At 63.7% G+C, this 17766-nt stretch carries 16 protein-coding genes; 8 read left to right on the top strand and 8 right to left on the bottom strand.

The features are described from left to right. Positions 1 to 59: 59 nt before the first annotated feature. From KM031_RS16685 to KM031_RS16670, 4 genes are read right to left on the bottom strand one after another with little or no spacing between them, the layout of a single operon-like run. A complete protein-coding gene (locus KM031_RS16685; protein WP_215505375.1) occupies positions 60 to 872 on the bottom strand; it encodes an enoyl-CoA hydratase family protein in 813 nt (270 codons plus the stop codon). Further along, a complete protein-coding gene (locus tag KM031_RS16680) occupies positions 869 to 1330 on the bottom strand; it encodes a MarR family winged helix-turn-helix transcriptional regulator (protein ID WP_215505376.1) in 462 nt (153 codons plus the stop codon). Before KM031_RS16680 ends, KM031_RS16685 begins: the two co-directional genes overlap by 4 nt. Beyond that, a complete protein-coding gene (locus KM031_RS16675) occupies positions 1327 to 2064 on the bottom strand; it encodes an SDR family NAD(P)-dependent oxidoreductase (RefSeq protein WP_215505377.1) in 738 nt (245 codons plus the stop codon). The genes KM031_RS16680 and KM031_RS16675 overlap by 4 nt, the downstream gene beginning before the upstream one ends. Beyond that, the gene (locus KM031_RS16670; protein WP_215505378.1) at positions 2061 to 4343 is read right to left on the bottom strand and encodes a bifunctional salicylyl-CoA 5-hydroxylase/oxidoreductase; all 2283 of its coding nucleotides are present in this window, start codon (positions 4341 to 4343) and stop codon (positions 2061 to 2063) included. The genes KM031_RS16675 and KM031_RS16670 overlap by 4 nt, the downstream gene beginning before the upstream one ends. Before the next feature lie 163 nt (positions 4344 to 4506). On the opposite strand from KM031_RS16670, the gene KM031_RS16665 reads away from it, so the two are divergent. Further along, positions 4507 to 4953 (top strand): MarR family winged helix-turn-helix transcriptional regulator, encoded by a 447-nt coding sequence (locus KM031_RS16665; protein ID WP_215505379.1) that lies wholly within the window; start codon positions 4507 to 4509, stop codon positions 4951 to 4953. Between the two features lie 3 nt (positions 4954 to 4956). Here the strand turns inward: KM031_RS16665 and KM031_RS16660 are convergent, their stop codons facing one another. Further along, complete coding sequence (locus KM031_RS16660) at positions 4957 to 6009, bottom strand: ParB/RepB/Spo0J family partition protein (RefSeq protein ID WP_215505380.1); 1053 nt, start codon at positions 6007 to 6009, stop codon at positions 4957 to 4959. Positions 6010 to 6011: 2 nt separating this feature from the next. Further along, positions 6012 to 7391 (bottom strand): AAA family ATPase, encoded by a 1380-nt coding sequence (locus KM031_RS16655; RefSeq protein WP_215505381.1) that lies wholly within the window; start codon positions 7389 to 7391, stop codon positions 6012 to 6014. 647 nt (positions 7392 to 8038) lie between these two features. On the opposite strand from KM031_RS16655, the gene KM031_RS16650 reads away from it, so the two are divergent. Continuing rightward, entirely contained in the window at positions 8039 to 9280 is a 1242-nt protein-coding gene (locus KM031_RS16650; protein ID WP_246567091.1) for a replication initiation protein, read from the top strand. Between the two features lie 4 nt (positions 9281 to 9284). On the opposite strand, the gene KM031_RS16645 is transcribed toward KM031_RS16650, so the two are convergent. Then, positions 9285 to 9974 (bottom strand): GntR family transcriptional regulator, encoded by a 690-nt coding sequence (locus KM031_RS16645; RefSeq protein ID WP_215505383.1) that lies wholly within the window; start codon positions 9972 to 9974, stop codon positions 9285 to 9287. 181 nt (positions 9975 to 10155) lie between these two features. On the opposite strand from KM031_RS16645, the gene KM031_RS16640 reads away from it, so the two are divergent. The 6 genes from KM031_RS16640 to KM031_RS16615 all read left to right on the top strand — a co-directional run bounded on the left by KM031_RS16640 (position 10156) and on the right by KM031_RS16615 (position 16705). Beyond that, positions 10156 to 11343, top strand: coding sequence for a M24 family metallopeptidase (locus KM031_RS16640; protein ID WP_215505384.1), 1188 nt, complete (start codon positions 10156 to 10158; stop codon positions 11341 to 11343). A 114-nt stretch (positions 11344 to 11457) separates the two neighbouring features. Further along, entirely contained in the window at positions 11458 to 13062 is a 1605-nt protein-coding gene (locus KM031_RS16635; protein WP_215505385.1) for an ABC transporter substrate-binding protein, read from the top strand. 59 nt (positions 13063 to 13121) lie between these two features. After that, entirely contained in the window at positions 13122 to 14129 is a 1008-nt protein-coding gene (locus KM031_RS16630; RefSeq protein WP_215505386.1) for an ABC transporter permease subunit, read from the top strand. Beyond that, positions 14126 to 15028, top strand: coding sequence for an ABC transporter permease subunit (locus tag KM031_RS16625; protein WP_215505387.1), 903 nt, complete (start codon positions 14126 to 14128; stop codon positions 15026 to 15028). Before KM031_RS16630 ends, KM031_RS16625 begins: the two co-directional genes overlap by 4 nt. 1 nt (position 15029) lies before the next feature. After that, positions 15030 to 15869 (top strand): ABC transporter ATP-binding protein, encoded by an 840-nt coding sequence (locus tag KM031_RS16620; protein WP_215505388.1) that lies wholly within the window; start codon positions 15030 to 15032, stop codon positions 15867 to 15869. Beyond that, the gene (locus KM031_RS16615; protein ID WP_215505389.1) at positions 15866 to 16705 is read left to right on the top strand and encodes an ATP-binding cassette domain-containing protein; all 840 of its coding nucleotides are present in this window, start codon (positions 15866 to 15868) and stop codon (positions 16703 to 16705) included. Before KM031_RS16620 ends, KM031_RS16615 begins: the two co-directional genes overlap by 4 nt. 32 nt (positions 16706 to 16737) lie before the next feature. Here the strand turns inward: KM031_RS16615 and KM031_RS16610 are convergent, their stop codons facing one another. After that, on the bottom strand, positions 16738 to 17766 hold the full coding sequence (locus KM031_RS16610; RefSeq protein WP_215505390.1) for a trans-3-hydroxy-L-proline dehydratase: 1029 nt from the start codon (positions 17764 to 17766) through the stop codon (positions 16738 to 16740).

Below are 17766 nucleotides of genomic sequence, written 5' to 3'. Positions count from 1 at the left end.
TGTCTTTCATCTTGGCGAAAATATCCCGCGGGGGTCCGGGGGCGCGCAGCCCCCGGCGTTCAATCCCCGCGGAACAGCGGTTTTTCCTTGGCGACAAAGGCGTGATAGGCGCGTTCAAAGTCGCGGGTCTGCATGCAGATCGCCTGCGCCTGCGCCTCGGCCTCGATCGCCTGTTCCAGCCCCATGTTCCATTCCTGATTGAGCTGGGTCTTGGTGATGCCATGCGCAAAAACCGGGCCTGCCGCCAGCCGGTGCGCCAGTTTCACCGCCTCGGTCTCCAGCGTCTCGGCATCGTGCAGCGCGTTCCAGAAGCCCCAGCGCTCGCCCTCTGCGGCGCCCATCACCCGCCCGGTATACAGCAGCTCTGCCGCGCGGCCCTGCCCGATCAGGCGCGGCAACATGGCACAGGCGCCCATGTCGCAACCCGCAAGGCCGACGCGGGTGAACAGAAAGGCGCATTTCGCCTCGGGCGTGGCCAGACGCAGGTCACTCGCCATGGCGATGATCGCGCCTGCGCCGACGCAGACGCCCTCGACCGCCGCAATGATCGGTTTGCCGCAGCCGATCATCGCCTTGACCAGATCGCCGGTCATCCGGGTGAAGGCCAAGAGGCCTTTCATGTCCATGCCCACCAGCGGCCCGATGATGTCATGCACATCGCCGCCCGAACAGAAATTGCCGCCATGGGAGGCAAAGATCACCACGTCCACATCCTCGGCATAGACCAGCGCGCGGAAGGTATCGCGCAGCTCGGCATAGCTGTCGAAGGTCAGCGGATTCTTGCGGTCGGGGTGGTTGAGCCGGATCGTGGCGATGCGGTCCTCCACCTGCCACAGGAAATGTCGGGGGGTCAGCCCGGCCAGTGTGGTCATGCGCTGTCTCCTTTTCCGGCAGCACGTTTCAGGATGTCGGTCAGCGCATCCAGATCCGCCTCGGTCAGTGCCCCGAACACCCGGTTCACCTCGCGTTCGTGATCGGCGGCCAGCCCCTCGAACTGGCGCAGCCCCTCTTCGGTCAGCGCCACATGGATGGTGCGGCGGTCGGTGGCGCTTTGGGTGCGCTTGGCCAGACCGTCCTTTTCCAGCCGGTCCATCACCGCCGTGGCATTGCCGTTCGACACCAGCAGCATCCGGCTCAGCTCGCTCATCGTCACGCCTTCGCGCCGTCGCCACAGCGCGGCCATCACATCGAACCGCGGCAGGGTGGTATCGTGGTTCAGGCGCAGGAATTCGCGCAGGTGGTTTTCGGCGCTGCGGGTGACACCCAACAGCCGGATCCAGGTTTTCAGGCGGCGCTTCGACAGCGGATCGGTCTTGTCAAAATCGGTCATGGCTCTCCTCCGGCGATGGCGATGGCCTGACCGTTAATGCCTTCCGCCCCTGCCCCACACAGGAAAAGTGCCGCCGCCGTCACTTCGGCGGGCTGGATCAGCCGGTTTTGCGGGCTTTGCCCGGCCAGCGCCGCCCGCGCCGCCGCCGCATCCATGCCGGTTTTGGCACTGATGGTGGCAATCGAACGATCGGTCATCTCGGTGTCCAGAAACCCGGGGCACAGCGCGTTGACGGTGACGGGCCGTTTGGCCACCTCTTGCGCAAGGCTGCGCGTCAGGCCGACCACGCCATGTTTGGCCGCCGCATAGGGCGCGACATAGGCATAGCCTTTCAACCCGGCGGTGGAGGCCACGGCAATCAGCCGCCCCCAGCCCGACATCTGCGCCAGCCCGTCGCGGAAGGTCAGAAACACCCCGGTCAGGTTGACGGCCAGCAGCGCGTTCCATTGCGCCAGAGTGGTCTTGCCAAAGGGTGCGCTCTCGGCGGCCCCGGCATTGGCGATCACGATGTCACAGCGGCCTGCCGCCGCAAACATCGCGGCAACCGAGGCCTCGTCCGTCACATCGGCCACCACCGCCCGCGCGCCGACGCGCGCCGCCACCTCTTGCAACGGGGCCTGCCTGCGCCCGGCAATCACCACTTCGGCCCCAGCGGCCACAAAGCCGCGCGCCAGATCCGCGCCAAGACCGGACCCGCCGCCAGTGATCAGAACCCGCTTGCCCGCAACTGTCATGCCCGGATCACCTCTGCCGGTTTTTGCAGGCGCAGCGCCTGATCCCGGCCCGGCAGATAGGGCAGCGGCCAGGCGGTTGCGGTATCGCCCATCTGCAAGGCAGCATGCAGCGTCCAATAGGGATCGGCCAGATGGGGCCGCGCGAGGCAGACCAGATCTGCGCGCCCGGCCATCAGGATCGAATTGACGTGATCGGCCTCGAAGATATTGCCGACGGCCATGGTGGCAATGCCCGCCTCGTTGCGGATCCGGTCACTGAACGGGGTCTGGAACATGCGGCCATAGACCGGGCGCGCCTCTGTCGAGGTCTGCCCCGCCGACACGTCGATGATATCCGCCCCGGCGGCCCGGAACAGGCGCGCAATCTCCACCGCATCTGCCGGGGTCACGCCCGCATCGTCACGCCAGTCGGTTGCCGAAATCCGCACCGACATCGGCTTGTCGGCGGGCCAGACCGCCCGCATCGCCGCAAATACCTCCAGCGGATAGCGCATCCGGTTGCTCAGGCTGCCGCCATAGGCATCGCTGCGCGTGTTCGACAGCGGGCTGATGAAGCTGGAGATCAGATAGCCATGCGCGGCATGCAGTTCCACCATGTCAAAGCCCGCCCGCGCCGCCATTTCGGTGGCGGCCACGAATTGCGCTGTCACCGCATCCATATCGGCGCGGTCCATCGCCTTGGGCACCGCATTGCCCGGCTGCCAGGCGATGTCTGATGCGCTCAGCAGCGGCCAGTTGCCGCTGTCGAGCGGCGCATCCATCTTTTGCCAGCCAAGCTGCGTCGACCCCTTGCGGCCGGAATGGCCGATCTGGCAGCAGAGCTTCGCCTGCGTTTCGGCATGCACGAACTCGACCAGCCGCCGCCAGCCCGCCTCGTGTTCGGGCGCATAAAGGCCGGGACAGCCGGGGGTGATGCGCCCCTCGGGCGACACACAGGTCATCTCGGTATAGATCAGCCCTGCCCCGCCCTTGGCGCGTTCGGCATAATGCACGAAATGCCAATCGCCGGGGATGCCATCCACCGCCTTGTATTGCGCCATCGGCGAGACGACGACGCGGTTTTCCAGCCGCATCCCGCGCAGCTGGAACGGCGCGAACATCGGGGCCCGCCCCGCCTGCCCGCCCGCCTGCGCCTGAAACCAGTCCTCGGCCTTGCGCAGCCATGCCGGATCGCGCAGGCGCAGGTTTTCATGGCTGATGCGCTGGCTGCGTGTCAGCAGCGAATAGGCGAATTGTTCCGGCGGCATGTCGAGGTAGCGTTCAACCTGTTCAAACCATTCCAGACTGTTGCGCGCCGCCGATTGCAGGCGCAGCACCTCGACCCGGCGTTCGTCCTGATAGCGCTGGAATGCCGCCTGCATCGTCGGTTCGCTGTGCAGATATTCGGCCAGCGCAATCGCGCTGTCGAAGGCCAGCCGCGTGCCGGAACCGATGGAAAAATGCCCCGTCGCCGCCGCATCGCCCATCAGCACGATGTTGTCGTGATACCATGTGTCGCAGATCACCCGCGGGAACTGCATCCACACCGCCGAGCCGCGCAGATGCGCCGCGTTCGACATCAGATCATGCCCGCCCAGATGACGTTCAAAGATCTTGCGGCAGGTCTCGACGGTTTCCTCCTTCGACATTGCTTCGAAACCCCAGCGATCCCAGGTTTCGGGCAGACATTCCACGATGAAGGTCGCGGTCTTGTCATCGAATTGATAGACATGCGCCCAGACCCAGCCATGCTCGGTTTTCTCGAAGATGAAGGTGAAGGCATCGTCGAATTTCTGATGCGTGCCCAGCCAGACGAATTTGCATTTGCGCAGATCAATGTCGGGGCGGAACACGTCACTGTAATCGCGGCGCACAAGGCTGTTGATGCCATCGGTGGCCACAACCAGCTCATAATCGCGGCGATAGTCGTCGACCGATTTGAACTCGGTCTCGAATTGTAGATCCACACCCAGTTCCCGCGCGCGGGCCTGCAACAGCACCAGCATCGCCTTGCGCCCGATCCCGGCAAAGCCATGGCCGCCCGACACCGTGCGCACGCCATCATGCACCACGGCGATATCGTCCCAATAGGCGAATTGCGCGCGGATCGCCTCGGTGCTGACCGGATCGTTTTTCTGCATCCGCCCCAGCGCGTCATCCGACAGCACCACCCCCCAGCCGAAGGTGTCATTCGCGCGGTTGCGTTCCAGCACCGTCACCTGATGCGTGGCATCGCGCAGTTTCATCGAGATTGCGAAATACAACCCCGCAGGGCCGCCACCGAGACAAAGAACCTTCATGGTATATCCTCCCAACATGCTCTGCGGCGCGTTTCAGACAGGCTGACACCGAGTCGAATTAATTTCAAGCTTGAAATTTTGATCTTGAAGGATTTCTGCATCGCTTGCGGTTGTGTCGGCTGCGATATAATCTGGTGTCCCGGTGCCACAAAAGGCCGATGCCATGACCCAAGCCCCCGATCCGCAGGCGCTGCTGTGCTTCAACCTCTATGCCGCGAGCCACGCCTTTACCCGGTTTTACCAGCCGATCCTTGAGCCGCTGGGGCTGACCTATCCACAATATCTAGTGTTGCTGGCGCTTAGCCGCGACGATGGGCGGGGTGTGGGTGCCTTGGGTGAAGAACTGATGCTGGATACCAACACCCTGTCACCGCTGCTGAAACGCATGGAGGCGCTGGGGCTGGTGTCGCGCACCCGCATGGCCGAGGATGAGCGCCGGGTGATGGTGCAACTGACCGACAGTGGCAAGGCCTTGGCGATACGGGCTGCGGCGATTCCCGAATGTATCGCGGCCTGCCTTGATCTGCCCGGCGAAGAGATTGCCGGGGTGACGCAGATCCTGCACCGCCTGCGCGATGTGCTGCGCCAGACACCGCCTCCCTCGGTCTGACCGTTACTCTGCCCGGCCCAACCGGCGCAACTCGGCGATCATCCGGTCAAAATCGGCGCGCGGCAGATTCACCCCCTGCGCCTTGATCACCAGCCCTTCGGCAGACCAGCCGAATTCCAGCGCGCCCCCCGAAGGCAGGCTTTCGCGGACCAGCGGCGGCAGTTTGCGTGGACGCCCGCCCTTTTGCGGCTCGGCCTTGGGCGGGGCCATGGCGGCGGCCAGCCGCGCCCATTCGGCCTCGGGGCTTGCGGCCGTTTCGGCCAAGGCGGCGCGCAGCCGGTCTGCCTGCCCATCGCGCAACGCCTGCGCCAGCAACAGACCCTGCTTTTCACTGATCGCCGCCGGAAAGGCGAGCAGATCGCCCAGAACCTCATGCACCAGCGCGAAGCCGCGGATCTTGGAGCGTTTGGCCTTTGACGCCGCCGCAAAGATCACCTCGACCGCCTCGTCAATCGCGGCAAAGGCCCCCTGCCCCGCCGCCACCGCCGCAATACGGCCGCGTTCATAGGGCGACAGCGCGGCGCGGATCTCGTTCTCCTCGACCATGCTGGCATAGACACTCGCCGCCTCGCGCCCGCTCCGCACCAGCGCCAGAACCTCGGCCGCCTGCCCGGTTTCGGCGGCCAGTTCGGCCAGCGCGGTGATGCGCCGCCAGCCCGAGATCAAGCCATAACGCCCGCCCTCCAGAGCCACCACCTCGACCGGCAGCCGCTGCCCAGAGGCGCTGAGCGAGGCCTTCAGTTCGGCCATCGCCTCCGGCTCTGACACAAAGCGATCCCGAACCACATGGTCCAGATCAACCGACGCAATCGGCAACATGCGCAGCACCCGGCCCTGCGCATCTGCGGCGCGCCAGGCCTCGGCATCCGCGCCTTCGCGCAGCCGCGCCAGTTGCGTGGCGTGATCGGTGGCCGGGCGGGCGGCGGCCACTTCGGCGGCAACCTGCGCAATCGGCGCGGCATGGCTGCGCGACTGCGCCGGGGCGCGCGACAGTTCCGCCGCGATTTCGGCCAAGGCCTCGGGCGACGGGGCTTCAAGCTTGCGTCGTTTTGCCATGGTCACACCGCCTTCCGTTCCTGATCATCGCGCCACCAGGTGCCCAGCAGCAGCTCCTTGAATTCGGCATAGGTGCGATCAAACGCATCGCGGCCCCGCAGATAGGTGTCGCGGTTGAATTCGCGATAATCGGCCTCGTAGATGCCATTGATCTGCTCGCCCGCCTGCCCGACCAGCGCGGTGAATTCCTGCCGGTAGGCGGTCATGAAATCACCAAAATAGGCTTGGATGACATTGGCCAGATCGGTTTGCTGATTGGCGTCGAACCGGGTGATGATGGCGCGCACCACATCCCATTCAAAGCGCATCTCGGGCAGGCCCGCAATGCGCCGCTGCGCGTTTTCGCCATCCTCGATCGACGCAAAGGTGGAATAGAGCATGTCGAAGAAGCGCCCGGTCGAATCAAACTCAAGGAAGGACGCGCCCAGTGGCACCAGCAGAATATCCGCCGCCGCCAAGGAGTTGATGGTCAGATAACCCAAGGCCGGCGGCGTATCGAGAAACACGATGTCATATTCGTCCAGCAAGCCGTCTTCGGTCAGGAAGTTGCGCAGCGCATCCCAGAGCGCCCAGGTTTTCAGCCCCATGCGCCAGACCGGAATCTGGAATTCCGCCCAATAGAGGTTCAATTGCGCGCCGATCAGGTCGATATTCGGCCAATGGGTTTTCTGGATCAGGTTTCGCGACGAAACCGTCAGCGCCTCGGTCAGGGTTTCGTCCAGCGGCAGGGCAGTTTCGCCGCGCGCCGCCCGCAGCTCGTTTTCCGCCGTCACGGCGCGGGCGTAATCGCGCGCGATCAGCGGGAACACCGTCTGCCATTCATCCTGCACCTGCCCCCCAAGCAGCGAGGTCATCGAGGCCTGACTGTCGAGATCCAGCACCAGCACCCGATAGCCATCCAGCGCCGCCGCCATCGCCAGATGCGCGCAGGTGGTGGTCTTGCCCGAACCGCCCTTGAAATTGGTCACGGCGCAGATCTTGGCGGGCAGGCCTTCGGGGCGCCACGGGCGGTATTCCTTGGCCGCCGATCCTTCACGGTCGAAATAGTCGCGCAGGGCCAGCACCTCTTCCAGCGTGAAGCTGCGGGAATTGGCATCGCCTTCGCCCTGCGGCAATTCGGGATGCGATTTCAGCACGCGGCGCAGATGGGCCGAGGCGACGGGCAGCAGATAACGCGTGACCTCCCACATCGAAAAGCGCCGCAGATGCTTGCGGCCATCCGGGGAATACCCGCGCTTGGCCAGATCGTCGCGGCCGCGGCCGCAAAAGGCCGCGGCCTTGGCGAAACGCTCGGTGGTGACGGTATCGCCCAGTTTGCTTGCGGCGCGGGCCGGATCAATGTTGAAATAGGGCGGCAGCGCCGAATCTGGTTTGCGGCTCATGTGCGGGTTCCTGCTCAATGTGCGCTTCTTTGGGGCTTGTCTGCCATTCTATCGCACATCCCTCTGAAAAGTCAAAACCGCTCGATGAATATAGGGTTTCGTGGCGAAACCGGGTTTCAGATCGGGCAAAGGCTGCCTTTTTCCCTTGAAAATCAGCCGGTCAGGCACAGCAAATCTGTTTTGAGTCTTTGAGAATCTTTAAGATGTTTGGGTATGCGATCCCATTGAGTACAAAAGAGAAATCTCGCCACAGGTATCTGCCTACGGTATCATGGGTACCCGTTTGCAGGACAAGCGGTGCCCAGAGTCAGGCAGAGCGGTTCCCGGCTTCGGGAGGACGGGAACCCGGTTTCAGGGGCGGCTTATCCACAGATAACGGTGGATAACTGCCGCGATTCGACAAATTTCGTCCGCGCGATTCGTGAATGCAGCGTGCGCCGCCTGCGCGCCTCGCGCAACACGGGCGCTCTATGGCGTAAGGTGCCCGGATACGGTGCGGCGGCCATCCTGTATTCAGGCACCTTTGCGCGTGTTGCAACCGGATACCTTTTTGCCGATACTGCCACAAAATGGAGAGCCCCTTGGCCCGTGCAGATTCGCCCAGCCCGGATATAGATTTCAGCACCGATCCGCGCTTCACCGGCGCGATGCGGCGTGGCTCGGTGAAAAAGAATGTGGCGGCGATCCATGTCTCGGGCAAGCTGACGCTGTTGCAGCGCAAACTGTCGAATGTGCTGCTGCTGAATGCCTATGACACGCTGTTGACCGCGACCCGCCACCAAATCGACGCGCGCACGCTGTCCTTGATGATCGGCTATAATTCCAACGATATGGACACGCTGCGCGACGCGCTGCGCGGCCTGGCTGAAACCGTGGCCGAATGGGACATGCTGGATGACAAGGGGCGGCAGGAATGGGGCGTGTCGGCGCTGCTGTCCTATGCCAAGCTGAAGGGCGGCATCTGCGAATATGCCTATTCGCCCGCGCTGGCGGAAAAGCTCTATGACCCCAAAGTCTATGCGCTGATCAATCTGAACATCCAGCGGCGTTTCACCTCGGGGCACGGGCTGGCGCTTTATGAAAACTGCTATCGCTTCATCCGCACCGGATCGACCGGGTGGTGGCCAATCGAGACCTTTCGTCGGCTGATGGGGGTGGAGGACAGCGCCTATTACGAGGTGTTCAAGCAGTTGAATGCCAAGATCATCAAACCGGCGGTCGAAGAGGTGAACCGCACCTCGAACATCCGGCTGACGCCGGAGTTGCGCCGCATGGGCCGGGCGGTGTCGGAGATCCGGTTTCTGATCGAAGAAAACCCGCAACTGGCAATGTTCGACATCAAGGGCGATGATGATGTGCGCGAAACGGCGGTCTATGCGCGGCTGATCGGGCAGGGCGTGTCAGACCGGCTGGCGCGGCAATGGCTGGCCGAACATGGCGAGGCGGTGGTGGCCGAAAAGCTGTCTTACGTCGCGGGGCAGGGCCGGGTGCGCAATACGGCGGGCTATCTGCGCGATGCGCTGGCCAAGGGCTATGGCCCGGCAGGCAAGGCGGTGGCCGCGCCTGTCGATCCGGCGCTGGTTGCCGGTGTGGTGGCGCGCCGTCAGGCCGAAGCCGAGGCGGATGCCGCGCTTACCCAGCGGCTCGCCGAACGCGATGCGCGCAGGCGGCGCTTCGATGCGGTGGAGCAGGCGGTTTCGCGGCGAAACCCGACGCAGCGCGATGCCGACAAACGTTTGTTCCTGTCGAGCATCGAAGACGAACTGGACCGCGAGGATTTTCGCCGTTTCGGCTGGGCCAGCTCGCTCAATGCGCGGGCGATCTTTGCCTTCTGGCAGGATCTGGACCCGACGATCTTTGACGGGCTGTCCGCCGATCCACAGCCGTAAAGCCTTATGGTTGCGGCGGGCTGCTGAACTGCGCCTTGATGCGCGACAGGTGTTCACGCAGCGAGGCATGGGCACCGCGGATATGCGCCACCGTCAGCACCGCCGCTGACTCGGCATCGCCTTTGGCGCAGGCCGCCAGAATCCCCAGATGCTCGGCATTGGCGCGGCCATGGCCTTCGGTCAGCAACAGCTGCGCGCGCAGATAGCGGTCCAGCCGGTCCATCGCATTGTCGAGCGTCGCCAGATGGAAGGGCAGGGCGCTGGAGCGGTAGAGCGTGGCATGAAAGGCGCGGTTCAGATCGCCCCATTGCATCGGATCATCCGCCGCCGAAAAGGCTGCGCAGATCGCGCGGGCCTCTTCGATCACCGCAGGCGTCATGCGTGGCACCGCCATGCGCATCACATGCGCCTCGACCAGACATCGGAAATCGAAAATCTCGGCGGCATCCGTCATTGACAGGCCCAGAACCACCGCGCCCTTGTAGCGCTGGGTTTTCACCAGCCCCTGCTGTTCCAGCATAGTGATGGCTTCGCGCACCGGGATGCGGCTGGTGTTGAACAGGCGGGCGATTTCATCCTGCCGCAGCGGATCGCCGTCTTTCAACTCGCCCTCGATGATGGCGCGGCGCAGGGCCTCGAACACGATGCCACCCGCCGAAACCGTCTTGGATACATCCACAGCTTTCAAGGCCATCGCGTTTCCCCCCTGTTCCCCCGCATTCCGCTTTAATCTGCGCAGATCGGAACGGGAAGCAAATTGATATTGTATATCGGATCCAATCCGGGTTACGACCTAGGGGCGACGCGCCGGGGAGGGCGCTGCGCATTCCACTTGCACAGGCCAATTGCCCGCCCCCACAGGTCATGGACATTTGATGACAGATCTTTCTGCTGCCCTATCCCGGTTTGTGCCGGTTACTGCCCCTGCCATTGAGGATGCCGAACTGCGCGCCCGGATCGCCGGATTGCAGGCGCGGATGCAGGCAGGCGGTGTGAAGGCGGTCTGGCTGGATGCGTCGTCGTCGCTGATCTATTATACCGGGCTGACGCTGGGACTGTCAGAACGTATCCATGGTGCGCTGGTGCCTGCGGCAGGGCCGCTGACCTATGTATCGCCGGTGTTCGAGGCCCCGAAGCTGCAAACCCTGCTGCGCGTTCCCGGTGAGTTTCTTCTGTGGGAGGAGCATGAAAGCCCCTATGCCCATATCGCCGCCTGGCTGGCAGGGCTTGCTGCCCCCGGCGCGGGGCTGGCGCTGGATCCGGCCACGCCCTTTGTCTTTGCGGCGGCGTTGATGCAGGCGGTGGCGGGGCCAGTCACCTCGGCGCAGCCGATGATCGTGGCGCAGCGCCAGATCAAATCCGCCGCCGAACTTGCCCTGATCCAGACTGCGATGTCTGCCAGCCTGTCGGTGCAGAAAGCGGTTCATGCCGGGCTGCGGCCCGGCATCTCGACCACCGAAGTCGCTGATTTCATTACCGCTGCCCATTCTGCCCTTGGCCTGAAGCCGCTGTTTGCCGCCGTGCAGTTTGGCGAGGCGACGGCCTATCCGCATGGCGTGCCGCATCCGCAAAAGCTGGTTGAGGGCGATATGGTGCTGGTCGATATGGGTGGCATCCTGCACGGCTATCGGTCCGACATCACGCGCAGCTATGTGTTCGGCGCGCCCACCGCCCGCCAGCGCCAGTTGTGGGAACTGGAGCGGCAGGCACAGCTTGCCGCCTTTGCCGCCGCCCGTCTGGGGGTGCCCTGTGCCGGGGTGGATGCCGCCGCGCGCCGGGTGCTGACCGAAGCGGGATTCGGCCCCGGCTATCAGGTGCCCGGCCTGCCGCATCGCACCGGTCATGGTTTGGGGCTCGATATTCACGAGGAACCGTATATCGTGGAGGGCAATGCAACCCCGCTTGCGCCGGGCATGTGCTTTTCCATCGAGCCGATGCTCTGTGTCTATGGCGAATGCGGGGTTCGGCTGGAAGACATTGTATATATGACGGAATCCGGGCCGCGCTGGTTCGTGCCCCCGGCCTCGCGGCTGGAGGATCCCTTCGCCCCCGATCCCGATTGACGTTCCGTCATGTCTTGAAGGCCGCCCCATTCGTGGCCGAGACAGGACAACAAGAATACCGGCCCGAACCAAGTGGCCGGCGCAGACCTCAACAGAGAGTGAAAGGACTGAGACATGAAACTGCTGACGCGTAGCCTTATTGCGGCTTCGGCCCTGGCGATGACCACCGCCATGCCCGCCCTTGCCAAAACCTTCGTCTACTGCTCGGAAGCCTCGCCCGAAGGGTTCGATCCGTCGCCCTACACGGCAGGCGGCACCTTTGATGCCTCGGCCCACCCGATCTTCAACCGTCTGGTGGAGTTCAAGAAGGGCACGACCGAGATCGAGCCGGGTCTGGCCGAATCGTGGGAAGTTTCGGCCGATGGTCTGGAATATACCTTCAAGCTGCGTCAGGGCGTGAAGTTCCACTCCAGTGAAACCTTCACCCCGACCCGCGATTTCAATGCGGATGACGTGGTGTTCAGCTATATGCGCCAGGCTTCGGCGGATCACCCGTGGAACCAGTATATCGCCGGCATCACCTACGAATATTACAATTCGATGGATATGCCCGCGCTGATCAAAGAGATCGTCAAGGTCGATGATTACACGGTGAAATTCGTGCTGAACCGGCCCGAAGCGCCGTTCATGGCCAATATCGCCATGCCCTTCGCCTCGATCGTGTCGAAAGAATATGCCGATGCGCTGGAAGCTGCAGGCACCAAGGAAGACCTGAACAACCTGCCGATCGGCACTGGCCCGTTCAAGTTCGTCGCCTATCAGAAAGACGCGGTGATCCGGTATACCAAGAACACCGAATACTGGGGCGAACAGGCCAAGATCGACGATCTGATCTTTGCGATCACCCCGGATGCTGCTGTGCGCCTGCAAAAGCTGAAGGCCGGCGAATGCCACCTGATGCCCTATCCGTCGCCCGCCGATCTGGATACGATCCGCGCCGACAGCACGCTGAAGATGGACGAGCAGGCCGGGCTGAACGTTGCCTATCTCGCCTATAACACCACCGTTGCCCCCTTCGACAATCCGAAGGTGCGTAAGGCGCTGAACATGGCGATCAACAAGGACGCCATCATCGAGGCCGTGTTCCAGGGCGCAGGCCAGCCCGCCAAGAACCCGATCCCGCCGACCATGTGGTCGTATAACGACGCGGTGACGGATGACGCCTATGATCCCGAAGCCGCCAAGAAGATGCTGGAAGAAGAAGGCGTCAAGGATCTGGCGATGAAGGTCTGGGCGATGCCGGTGCAGCGTCCCTACATGCCCAACGCCCGCCGCACCGCCGAACTGATGCAGGAAGATTTCGCCAAGGTCGGTGTGACGGTGGAAATCGTCAGCTACGAATGGGGCGAATACCTGAAGAAGTCGACCGAAGTGGCCCGCGACGGTGCGGTGATCCTCGGCTGGACCGGCGACAACGGTGACCCGGACAACTTCCTCGGCGTGCTGCTGTCCTGCGGTGCGACTGGCGAAGGCGGGGCCAACCGCGCGCAATGGTGCAATGAGGACTTCTCGGCGCTGCTGTCGAAAGCCAAGCAGACCTCCGATGTGGCCGAGCGCACCAAGCTCTATGAAGAGGCACAGGTGATCTTCAAGGATCAGGCGCCGTGGGCCACGCTGGCACACTCCACCGCCTTCGTGCCGATGTCGGCCAAGGTCTCGGGCTTCGTGATGAGCCCGCTGGGTGATTTCACCTTCGATACCGTCGATCTGGCGGAATAAGGCCCAATTGCAACCGGATGTGCGGGGGAAACCCCGCACATCTGACAAAGGACACCTGCATGATCCGATTCATCATCAGCAAGCTGCTTTATCTGGTGCCGACCTTTATCGGCATCACCATCATCGCCTTTGGCTTCGTGCGGGTTCTGCCCGGCGACCCGGTGCTGCTGATGGCGGGGGAACGCGGCATTTCGGCGGAACGCCATGCCGAACTCGCCGCCCAGCTTGGCTTTGACCGGCCGATCTGGATGCAATATTTCGAATTCCTTGGCCGGTTGCTGCAAGGCGACCTTGGCAATTCGCTGGTTACCAAAAAGCCGGTGATGACAGAATTTCTGGCCCTGTTCCCGGCAACGGTCGAACTCGGTCTGGTGGCGATCATCCTTGCCACCGCCATCGGTGTGCCGGTGGGCGTGATTGCGGCGATCAAGCGCGGCTCGTGGTTCGATCAGGTGTCGATGACGGCGGCGCTGGTCGGCTTTTCCATGCCGATCTTCTGGTGGGGCCTGCTGCTGATCATCCTGTTTTCGGGCATGTTGCAATGGACCCCGGTGTCGGGGCGCATTTCGCTGATGTTCTACTTCCCGCAGGTCACCGGCTTCATGCTGATCGACAGCCTGCTGTCGGGGCAGAAGGGGGCGTTCTGGTCGGCGCTGCAACACCTGATCCTGCCCTCGGTCGTGCTGGCCACGATTCCGCTGGCGGTGATCGCACGGCAGACGCGCTCGGCCATGCTGGAGGTGATGGGCGAAGACTATGTGCGCACCGCCCGCGCCAAGGGTATGCCGCCCAGCCGCGTGGTGGGCGTACATGCGCTGCGCAATGCGATGATCCCGGTGATCACCACCATCGGCTTGCAGATCGGTGTGCTGATGGCCGGGGCGATCCTGACCGAGACGATCTTTTCCTGGCCCGGCATCGGCAAATGGATGATCGATTCCATCTCGCGCCGGGATTATCCGGTGGTGCAAAGCGGGCTGCTGCTGATTGCGGCGCTGGTGATGCTTGTCAATCTGCTGGTCGATCTGACCTATGGCCTCATCAATCCGAGGATCCGCCACAAATGAGCGATACTGTCATCAAACTGAGTGACTGGGCGATCCGCCGTCAGATGCTGGCCGATTTCTGGTTCTATTTCCGCCAGAACCGCGGCGCTGTCGTCGGCATGTGGGTGTTTCTGGGGCTGGTGCTGCTGGCGCTGTTTGCCCAGGTCATCGCGCCGCATGATCCGACGCAGCAATACCGCGATGCGCTGCTGGTGCCGCCGGTCTGGCAAGAGGGCGGGCGGGCCGGGTTCTGGCTCGGCACCGATGCCGTGGGCCGGGACATGCTGTCGCGGCTGATCTATGGCGCGCAATATTCGCTGTTCATCGGCATTGTCGTTGTGTCCATCGCGCTGGTGGGCGGCATCTTTGTCGGCCTCTTGGCCGGGTTCTTCGGCGGCTGGGTCGATACCGTCATCATGCGGGTGATGGATGTCATCCTCGCCTTTCCGTCGCTGTTGCTGGCGCTGGTGCTGGTGGCGGTGCTGGGGCCGGGGCTGACCAATGCGATGATTGCCATTGCCATCGTCTATCAGCCGCATTTTGCCCGTCTGACCCGCGCGGCGGTGATGGGCGAAAAGCAGCGCGAATATGTGACGGCGGCGCGGGTGGCCGGGGCAGGGCGGTTGCGCCTGATGTTCAAGACCATCCTGCCGAACTGCCTTGCGCCGCTGATCGTGCAGGCCACGCTGTCTTTCTCGTCTGCCGTGCTGGACAGTGCCGCGCTTGGCTTTCTGGGCATGGGCGCACAGCCGCCCGCCTCGGAATGGGGCACCATGCTGGCCGAGGCGCGCGAATTCATCCTGCGCGCCTGGTGGGTGGTCACGCTGCCCGGTCTGGCGATCCTGATTTCGGTGCTGGCGATCAACCTGATGGGCGACGGGCTGCGCGATGCCCTTGACCCGAAACTGAAGCGGAGCTGACATGGCACTGTTGAGCATCAAGAACCTGACCGTGCGCTTTGCCACGGCGGCGGGGTCGTTCACCGCCGTGGACGGGATCGACGTGTCGGTGGACGGGCGCGAGGTTCTGGCCATCGTCGGCGAAAGCGGTTCGGGCAAATCGGTGTCGATGCTGGCGGTGATGGGGCTTCTGCCCGATACCGCCACCGTCACCGCCGACGAGATGACCTATGATGGCCGCAACCTGCTGACCATGACCGCGACCGAGCGGCGCCGCCTGATCGGGCGCGAGATCACCATGATTTTTCAGGAACCGATTGCCTCGCTCAACCCCTCGTTCACCGTGGGGTTCCAGATCGAGGAGGTGCTGCGCCTGAACCTTGGCATGGATCGCCGGGCGGCCCATGCCCGCGCGCTGGAGCTGTTCAACGCCGTCGGCATCCCCGAGCCGGAAACCAAGCTGAAGGCCTATCCGCATCAGATGTCGGGCGGGCAATGCCAGCGGGTGATGATCGCCATTGCCATCGCCAGTAACCCGCGCCTGCTGATCGCGGATGAACCGACGACGGCGCTGGATGTGACGATCCAGAAGCAGATCCTTGATCTGCTGATGGATCTTCAGGAAAAGCACGGCATGGCGCTCATCCTCATCACGCATGACATGGGCGTGGTGGCCGAAACCGCCGACCGGGTGGTGGTGCAATACAAGGGCCGCAAGATGGAGGAGGCCGATGTGCTGAGCCTGTTTGAAAACCCGCAGAATTCCTATACCCGCGCGCTGCTGTCGGCCCTGCCGGAAAATGCGACGGGCGACCGGCTGCCGACTGTGGCCGATTTCATGGCAGCGGAGGCCCGGCAATGACCATTGTGGTGGAAGGTACGGCGCTGACGCAGGATTACATTGTCGGGGGCGGCATGTTCTCGGGCGCGAAAACCGTGCGCGCGGTGAAGGGCGTCGATTTCGCGGTGGAACGCGGCAAGACGCTGGCCATCGTGGGCGAAAGCGGGTCGGGCAAATCGACGCTGGCGCGCATCATCGCGCTGATTGATCCGCCCTCTGGCGGTGTGCTGAAAGTGGCGGGGCGGGTGGTCGATATCGGCCGCAAGCGGCTGACGCCGGACATGCGCTCCAAGGTGCAGATGGTGTTCCAGAACCCCTATGGCAGTCTGAACCCGCGCCAGAAGGTCGGTGATGTGCTGATGGAACCCTTGCTGATCAACACCGCCATGCCCGCGTCGGAACGGCGCGAGCGGGCCGAGGCGATGCTGGCCAAGGTCGGCCTGATGCCCGAACATTTCAACCGCTATCCGCATATGTTTTCGGGCGGCCAGCGGCAGCGCATCGCCATTGCGCGGGCGCTGATGCTGAACCCGGCGCTGCTGGTGCTGGATGAACCCGTTTCGGCGCTGGATCTTTCGGTGCAGGCGCAGGTGCTCAACCTGCTGGCCGATCTGCAGGATGAATTCAACCTGACCTATGTGTTCATCAGCCATGACCTGTCGGTGGTGCGCTATATCGCCGATGACGTGCTGGTGCTGAGCAAGGGCGAGGCGGTGGAGCAGGGCAGCCGCGAGGCGCTGTTTGCCGATCCGCAGCACCCCTATACCCGGCAGTTGTTTGCCGCGACGCCGGTGACGGATGTGGCCGCCATCCGGGCACGGGTGGAACGCCGCCGTCTGGCCCGCGCCGGGGTCTGACGCAAAAGGCCCCGCATCGCGGGGCCTTTTTGTTAGCGTGCGCCCCAGGTATCGCTGAGCCGATAGCCTTCGGGCCAGGGGTCGCCCGGGTCCAGCATGTGCTGGTGAATCCCGGTGATCCAGCCACGCCCCGAAATCTCGGGGTGGATGGCGGGCAGATCGCCCAGCGTGGTGGTGCCAAGGATGCGCCCCGCAAAGGTCGATCCGATCAGGGAGACCGTGGTCAGCCGGTCCTCCAGCCCCATCTGGCCGCGCGCATGCAGCACCGCCATCCGCGCCGACAGCGCCGTGCCGGTGGGCGAACGATCTACCTTGCCGGGTTGGATCGCCACCGCCGATCCGGCGCGCAGCTCGGTGCCGTCGCGGGTCAGCGGCCCGGCGAACAGGCAAAAGGAATAATGCCGCCAGTCGGGGTTGGTCGGGTGATGGAAGCCCAGCTGTTCGGTGCCTGCGCGGGTGATCCTTGCGCCCAGAACAGCAATGTCATGCGCCTCGTCGGCGGTCAGGGCGAACCCCAGCGCCTGCGCATCGACCATCACGAAACTGTCGCCGCCAAAGGCGGTGTCCACCGTCAGCGTGCCAAGCCCCTCGACCTCCAGCTGTGCATCCAGCCGCCCGGCAAAGCTGGGCAGGTTCTGCACGAAGATGCGTTCGGCCTTGCCACCCCGGCACTCGGCCCGCACCCGCACCAGTCCGCCGGGGGCCTCCAGCGTGAATTCCGTCACCGGCTCCTGCATCGGCAGGATGCCGCCATCCAGCAGCACGGTAGAGACGCAGATGGAATTGGAGCCGGACATCGGCGGTGTGTCCTCCGGCTCCATGATGATGAAGGCCGCTGCCGCCTCGGGGTGTTTCGGCGGCACCAGCAGGTTCACATGGCGGAACACACCGCCGCGCGGTTCGTTCAGCACGAAATTGCGCAGGGTCTGATCCTGCGCGATCCAGCGGCTTTGCGCCCAGAGCGTGTCGCCGGGTGGCGGGGCCACGCCCCCCACGATCACATCGCCCACTTCGCCCTCGGCATGGGCGGAAATCACATGGATGGTCTTGCTGCTGCGCAT

Source organism: Gemmobacter fulvus, from assembly GCF_018798885.1.
GTDB classification, from domain to species: domain Bacteria; phylum Pseudomonadota; class Alphaproteobacteria; order Rhodobacterales; family Rhodobacteraceae; genus Gemmobacter; species Gemmobacter fulvus.
The sequence above is the reverse complement of the archived record's forward strand: the minus strand, read 5'-3'. Positions and strand labels throughout refer to the sequence as shown.